Annotated in this window: 6 protein-coding genes and 1 pseudogene; 3 read left to right on the plus strand and 4 right to left on the minus strand. The window is 67.7% G+C overall.

Annotated elements, in window-relative coordinates; translation table 11 throughout:
- Positions 1–199: 199 nt before the first annotated feature.
- Both KZA10_RS06870 and KZA10_RS06875 read left to right on the plus strand, forming a co-directional pair.
- Positions 200–370: pseudogene (locus KZA10_RS06870) on the plus strand (xylulose kinase); the annotation flags it as partial.
- Between the two features lie 249 nt (positions 371–619).
- Positions 620–1,057, plus strand: a complete 438-nt coding sequence (locus KZA10_RS06875) for a MarR family winged helix-turn-helix transcriptional regulator (protein ID WP_218682489.1) — start codon at positions 620–622, stop codon at positions 1,055–1,057.
- Here KZA10_RS06875 and KZA10_RS06880 read toward each other — a convergent pair.
- Together KZA10_RS06880 and KZA10_RS06885 are read right to left on the minus strand one after the other, a co-directional pair.
- Complete coding sequence (locus KZA10_RS06880) at positions 1,022–1,171, minus strand: hypothetical protein (protein ID WP_256934511.1); 150 nt, start codon at positions 1,169–1,171, stop codon at positions 1,022–1,024. The two genes, KZA10_RS06875 and KZA10_RS06880, sit on opposite strands and share 36 nt — an antisense overlap.
- A gap of 152 nt (positions 1,172–1,323) precedes the next feature.
- Positions 1,324–2,076: a stage II sporulation protein M gene (locus KZA10_RS06885; RefSeq protein ID WP_218682488.1), complete on the minus strand. Its 753-nt coding sequence runs from the start codon at positions 2,074–2,076 to the stop codon at positions 1,324–1,326.
- Between KZA10_RS06885 and KZA10_RS06890 the strand changes: the two genes are divergently transcribed.
- Positions 2,075–2,884, plus strand: a complete 810-nt coding sequence (locus KZA10_RS06890; protein WP_055869091.1) for an RDD family protein — start codon at positions 2,075–2,077, stop codon at positions 2,882–2,884. The two genes, KZA10_RS06885 and KZA10_RS06890, sit on opposite strands and share 2 nt — an antisense overlap.
- Before the next feature lie 47 nt (positions 2,885–2,931).
- Here KZA10_RS06890 and ahcY read toward each other — a convergent pair whose 3' ends face one another.
- Both ahcY and KZA10_RS06900 read right to left on the minus strand, forming a co-directional pair.
- Positions 2,932–4,377, minus strand: coding sequence for an adenosylhomocysteinase (gene ahcY, locus KZA10_RS06895; RefSeq protein WP_141386474.1), 1,446 nt, complete (start codon positions 4,375–4,377; stop codon positions 2,932–2,934).
- A gap of 43 nt (positions 4,378–4,420) precedes the next feature.
- Positions 4,421–5,659 (minus strand): ABC transporter permease (locus KZA10_RS06900; protein ID WP_256934512.1); only part of this gene is annotated, 1,239 nt, incomplete at its 5' end.

Consider the following 5,659-nt stretch of genomic DNA (forward strand, 5'->3'; position numbering starts at 1 on the left):
CTTCGCGACGAGCGCTCATCGCACGATCGACCCCTCGGGAACGGTCGCCGGATTCGCCGACGCAGCCGACGGCCATCTGCCGCTCGTCGCGACCCTCAGCGCCGCGCGGGTGCTCGACACGCTCGCCGCCCTCCTCGGAGTGGATCACGAAGAACTCAGCCGACTCGCCCTTGCTGCGTCTCCCGGTGCCGGCGGTCTGGTGCTCGAGCCGTACCTGGAGGGCGAGCGCACCCCGAACCTCCCGGATGCGACCGGAACCCTATTCGGCATGACGCTCGCCTCGACCACGAGAGAGAACGTCGCTCGCTCGGCCTATGAGGGCGTGCTCGGCGGTCTGCTGTTCGGCCTGAACGCGATCCGCGACCTCGGCGTGCCCACGGAGCGGGGCATCCTCATCGGCGGTGGCGCCCGGTCCGCGGCCGTGCGCGCGATGGCCCATGATGACGAACTCGGTGAGTCCGATGCCGAACGCCCCGATGGCGAGGGCGATCAGTCCTGGAGGCATGACGACTCTCCTGATAGATTGGTGGGGATACTTGCAGACGCCGCATATTGCACATCGAACGTAATGATTGCACACGCAAGTATATGGCGCAAGCAACTAACTCGGAGGATGGCCATGGGTATCGGTGACGACGCGGTCGAGGTGCGTGCGCAGGGCTGGCGGACGCTCGCCGCCCTGCACGGCCTGATCGAGACCGCGCTCGAGCGCAGCCTGGGAGAGGCGGCATCGCTCTCGGTCGTCGAGTACACCGTGCTCGACGCGCTCGACAGGCAGGACGGATGGCACATGCGCATGCAGCAGCTCGCGCGTGCGGCGGCCCTGAGCCCCAGCGCCACGACCCGCCTGGTCAACCGCCTCGAGGACCGCGGTCTCCTCACACGCATCCTGTGTGCCGATGACCGTCGCGGCATCTACACCGAGCTCACTCCCGCAGGTCGCGAGCTCTACGAACAAGCGCGACCGATCCATGACGCCGCCCTCGAGCGGGTGCTCGAAGACGCGGCGGCGCAGCCGGAACTAGCCCCCGTCGTCGAGGCACTGCACGGTGTCTAGCAGCCGACCGACCTTCCACCGGGAGATCTTGAGGAGTCCGCCGATCTCGTCCTGGGTCTTGTCCTCGTCGTAGTACAGCTCGGCGACGCGAACCATGAGCAGATCTTCTTCCACGGCTTCCTCCTTCCTCCTCCAGAGTAGGCCTTTGACAGCGTTCGCGCACCATCTTGCTCATATGCGCATTCTCCGCCAGGGCGAGTGCACATCCGCCGGGACGACGAAAGGGCGCCCGTCGTGATGACGGACGCCCTTCGAGTCGATCGGGATCAGGCGCGCTTGCGCGTCGTGAGCACCTGGTCGACGATGCCGTACTCCAGCGCCTGCGATGCGGAGAGGATGTTGTCGCGGTCGATGTCGCGGTTCAGGAGGATGTACAGGACCATGAGGTCGGCCTTGTCGTGGACGGCCATCACGGCCCCGGTGGTGCCGAGTCCCATCGCGTTCTGCACGAGCACGTAGACCGGCCAGATCCCGGTGACGCCGAAGAGCACGCACTGCATGGCGATCCAGGCGTTGTTCGTCCAGACCATCCCCATGAAGGCAGCGGCCGGGTTCTCGGTGTAGTAGCCCGTGAAGCTCTCGTCCGCGTACTGCTCGAGGGCCGCCGGGGAGCCCAGGGTCGCCACCAGCGCCGGATCGCTCGCGATCCAGGCTGCGGTACCGACGGCGACCGCGATGAACGAGATCGCGATCACCAGCGTCGTCCAGCGCAGGCGGTGCAGCGCAGCAGGAAGCTGCAGGCGGAAGAATCGTCCCGTCTGCGTGAGGATGCTGTCGGACGCGCCGGTGAGGCGCAGCCTGGCGCGAACGAGGATGGTGGACAGATACGCGCCCTGGGGCGAGTCGCCGACGGATGTCTTCAGCTCGGCCAGATCGGCGGAGGCGGCGCGGTATCGCACGATGAGCTCGTCCACCCCGTCGCCGTCGAGTCGGGCGCGACTGAGTTCGTCCAGTCGCTCCCATTCGGCGCGGCGTGCATCGGTCAACGCATCGGCATCCACCTGATTTACTGTACTCATGTCCGTCCCGATCGACGTCTCCGACGAGGTGCTCTCCGGCGAAGCCGTCGCGATCGATGTGCAGCCCGTGGGGTTCCTCCTGCGGGCGCTCGGCGCCGCGATCGACATGCTCCTCGGATACGCCGTGTTCATCCTGTGGATCTTCCTGCGCATCTGGCTGCTGGATGTCGGCGTGCTGGATGAGACCACCGACCGCATCGCCCTGGTCTCGGCGTTCGTCGTGAGCTTCGTCGTCCTGCCGATCACGATGGAGGTCGCCTTGAAGGGGCGCAGTCTCGGCAAGCTGGCGGTCGGCGGCAGGATCGTACGCGTGGACGGTGGTGCCGCCGGGTTCCGTCACGCCTTCATCCGAGCCCTTCTGGGTGTGCTCGAGATCTACATGACCTTCGGCGGCGTCGCCGTGCTCACCGGCGCGTTCAACGCGCGGTCGCAGCGCTTGGGCGACCTGGTCGCCGGAACCTACAGCCAGCGCGTGCGCACACCGGCACTCGTCTCGCACGTCCCGGTGCTCCCTCCGGCCTTGGCCGGTTGGGCCCAGATCGCCGACGTCGCGCGTCTCCCCGACCGGCTCGCCCGCCGAATCTCCCAGTTCCTGCAGAGCGCTCCCCGCATGATCCCGGCCGCGCGGGAGCGGGTCGCCCTCGATCTGCTCACCGAGGCGAGCCCTTTCGTCTCCCCGATGCCCTCCGCGCCGCCGGAGCAGATCCTGATCGGGATCACCGTGCTGCGCCGTGAGCGCGAGCGCAGAGCACTGCAGAACTCCGATCGGCGCGCCGAGCGGCTCACCGGTAGACGCGTCGGCGTCTGAGCCGGTACTCGGCGCCTCCTGTCAGCACCGTTCCGCAGTGGGCGTGCTCAGTACCGATAGTGCTCGAGCTTGTACGGCCCCTCCACGGGTACCCCGATGTAGGCGGCCTGCTCGTCGGTGAGCGTGGTCAGCTGCACACCGAGAGCGTCGAGGTGCAGGCGGGCCACCTTCTCGTCGAGCGCCTTGGGAAGCACGTAGACGCCGGTCGGATAGGCGGCGATGTTCGTGTAGAGCTCGAGCTGTGCGAGCACCTGGTTGGTGAACGACGCGCTCATCACGAACGACGGGTGCCCCGTGGCGTTGCCGAGGTTCATCAGGCGTCCTTCGCTGAGAACCAGGACGCTACGACCGTTCGGCATGCGCCACTCGTGCACCTGCGGCTTGATTTCGACCTTCTCCACGCCGTCGAGTGCTTCGAGCCCTGCCATGTCGATCTCGTTGTCGAAGTGACCGACGTTCGCCACGATCGCGAGGTGCTTCAGCGCCTGCAGATGCTCGGTCGTGACCACGTCGCGGTTGCCAGTGCCGGTCACCAGGATGTCGATCTCGCCGGCCACGTCGAGCAGACGCGCGACCTGGAAGCCGTCCATGGCGGCCTGCAGCGCGCAGATCGGATCCACCTCGCTCACGATCACGCGCGCACCCTGACCGCGCAGAGCCTCAGCAGCCCCCTTGCCGACGTCTCCGTAGCCGCAGACGAAGGCGACCTTGCCACCCATGAGCACGTCCGTCGCACGGTTGAGACCGTCGGGAAGCGAGTGCCGGATGCCGTACTTGTTGTCGAACTTGCTCTTGGTGACCGAGTCGTTCACGTTGATGGCGGGGAAGAGCAGCTCCCCCGCGGCCGCGAGCTCGTACAGCCGGTGCACACCGGTCGTGGTCTCCTCGGTGACGCCGATGAGGCCAGCGGCGAGCCTGGTCCAGCGATCGGGTGCGACCGCGAGCGAGGCGCGCAGCAGGTCGAGGATGATCGTGTACTCGTGGGAGTCGGTCTCGGTCGGCTCGGGAACGGCACCGGCCTTCTCGAACTCGACGCCCTTGTGCACGAGCAGGGTCGCATCTCCGCCGTCGTCGAGGATCAGGTTGGGTCCGTCGAAACCTGCAGAGGACCAGTCGAAGATGCGATCGGTGCAGGCCCAGTACTCGTCGAGCGTCTCGCCCTTCCATGCGAACACGGGAACGCCTGCCGGCGCGTCGACGGTGCCACCGGGGCCGACCACGACCGCAGCCGCCGCCTCGTCCTGGGTCGAGAAGATGTTGCAGCTCGCCCACCGCACCTGGGCGCCGAGCGCCACGAGCGTCTCGATGAGGACGGCGGTCTGCACTGTCATGTGCAGCGAGCCCGCGATCCGGGCACCCTTCAGGGGTTGCGCGGCGCCGAACTCCTCACGAAGCGCCATGAGACCCGGCATCTCGTTCTCGGCGAGTCGCAACTGGTGACGGCCGGCTTCGGCGAGGGACAGGTCGGCGACGCGGTACTCGAGCTCGGTCATGCGCTCATTCTTCCATCATGAAGTGGCCGACAGCAGGCGCGTGTCAGAAACGGATCGCATCGATCACCTTCACCCGCAGCGCGACCAGGGCGGGGATGAATCCCGACACCGCCCCGACGATGACGGAGGCGAGGAGACCGATGAGCGCTGCGCGCATGGGGAAGGGCGGGATGTCCTGGATCCCGTAGAACATCGACGTGATGATCCACTCCGAGCGCAGCACGGCGACGACGATCGCGATCCCGATCACGCCTGCCACGGTCGTCGCGACCAGGCTCTCCAGGAAGACGGCGAAGAACACCCGCCCCGAGCTCGCTCCGAAGGCGCGCCGCACCCCGATCTCTCGCACGCGCTGGCGCATCGCCACGAGTTGGATGTTGATCAGGCTGAGCGCACCGAGAGCGAGGATCAGCGCTGCGATACCCCCGGTGACCATCTCGAACGTGGCCTGAGCGTCCAGAGCTCCCGGTTGCGCCGCCCAGTCGGAGCGGTTCACCGTGACCGTCTGTCCCTCGGGCAGGCCCGCTCGGAGATCCATCGCGAGCACCGGCGCGATCTGGTCGACCTGCCCCGTTCCCATCCAGATCTCGTACTGCGTCCAGGCGTCGGCGGGCAGCGCATCCACGCGCGCGCGGTACGCATCGTAGAGCAGGTCCACGCGCAGCTCCTCGTCGCCGAAGCCCTGGCGCGGTGTGATGCCGACCATCTGGTAGGTGCCTCCGGCCGGGCCACTGAGCGTGACGGTCGGGTGCTGCGTCAGCGGCACTCGTCCCAGACGCTCCCAGAGCGGCTCCGTGATCACGACGGGCGGCGCCATCGCCTCGACGTCGGAGTCGAGGAACCAGCGCCCCTCCAGAAGCCGCTCCCGGTGGATCTGCGAGAACGCGGGGTCCATGACACGCGCGGCCACCGGCGTTATGCCTTCGGGGAGCTGCACGTCGAGGAGCACTCCCTGGGCGATACGCGCCGTGTGGCTGAACCCGAAGCGCTCGGAGACACGGCTGAAGCGCGCATCGAAATCGTCGGCGTCGACAGGTGTGCCGTCATCGCTGTTGACGGAGACGACGACCGTCGCCGCTCGCCCTCCCCACCGGTCGGACTGCTCGGCCTGGAACTGGCGCTGGTATTCCGAGACCGCCACGACCGCGGTGAGCGCCCCCACCGACACGGCGATCCCGATCAGGCTGAGCAGGACGCGCAGCTTGTGCACGCGGATCTCCGCCCAGGCGTCGGAGAGAGCGCCGAGGAAGCCGGTCATGCGACGAACTCCGGCGGCGCGGAC

The organism is Microbacterium sp. BF1 (genome assembly GCF_019279095.1).
Classification (GTDB): domain Bacteria; phylum Actinomycetota; class Actinomycetes; order Actinomycetales; family Microbacteriaceae; genus Microbacterium; species Microbacterium maritypicum.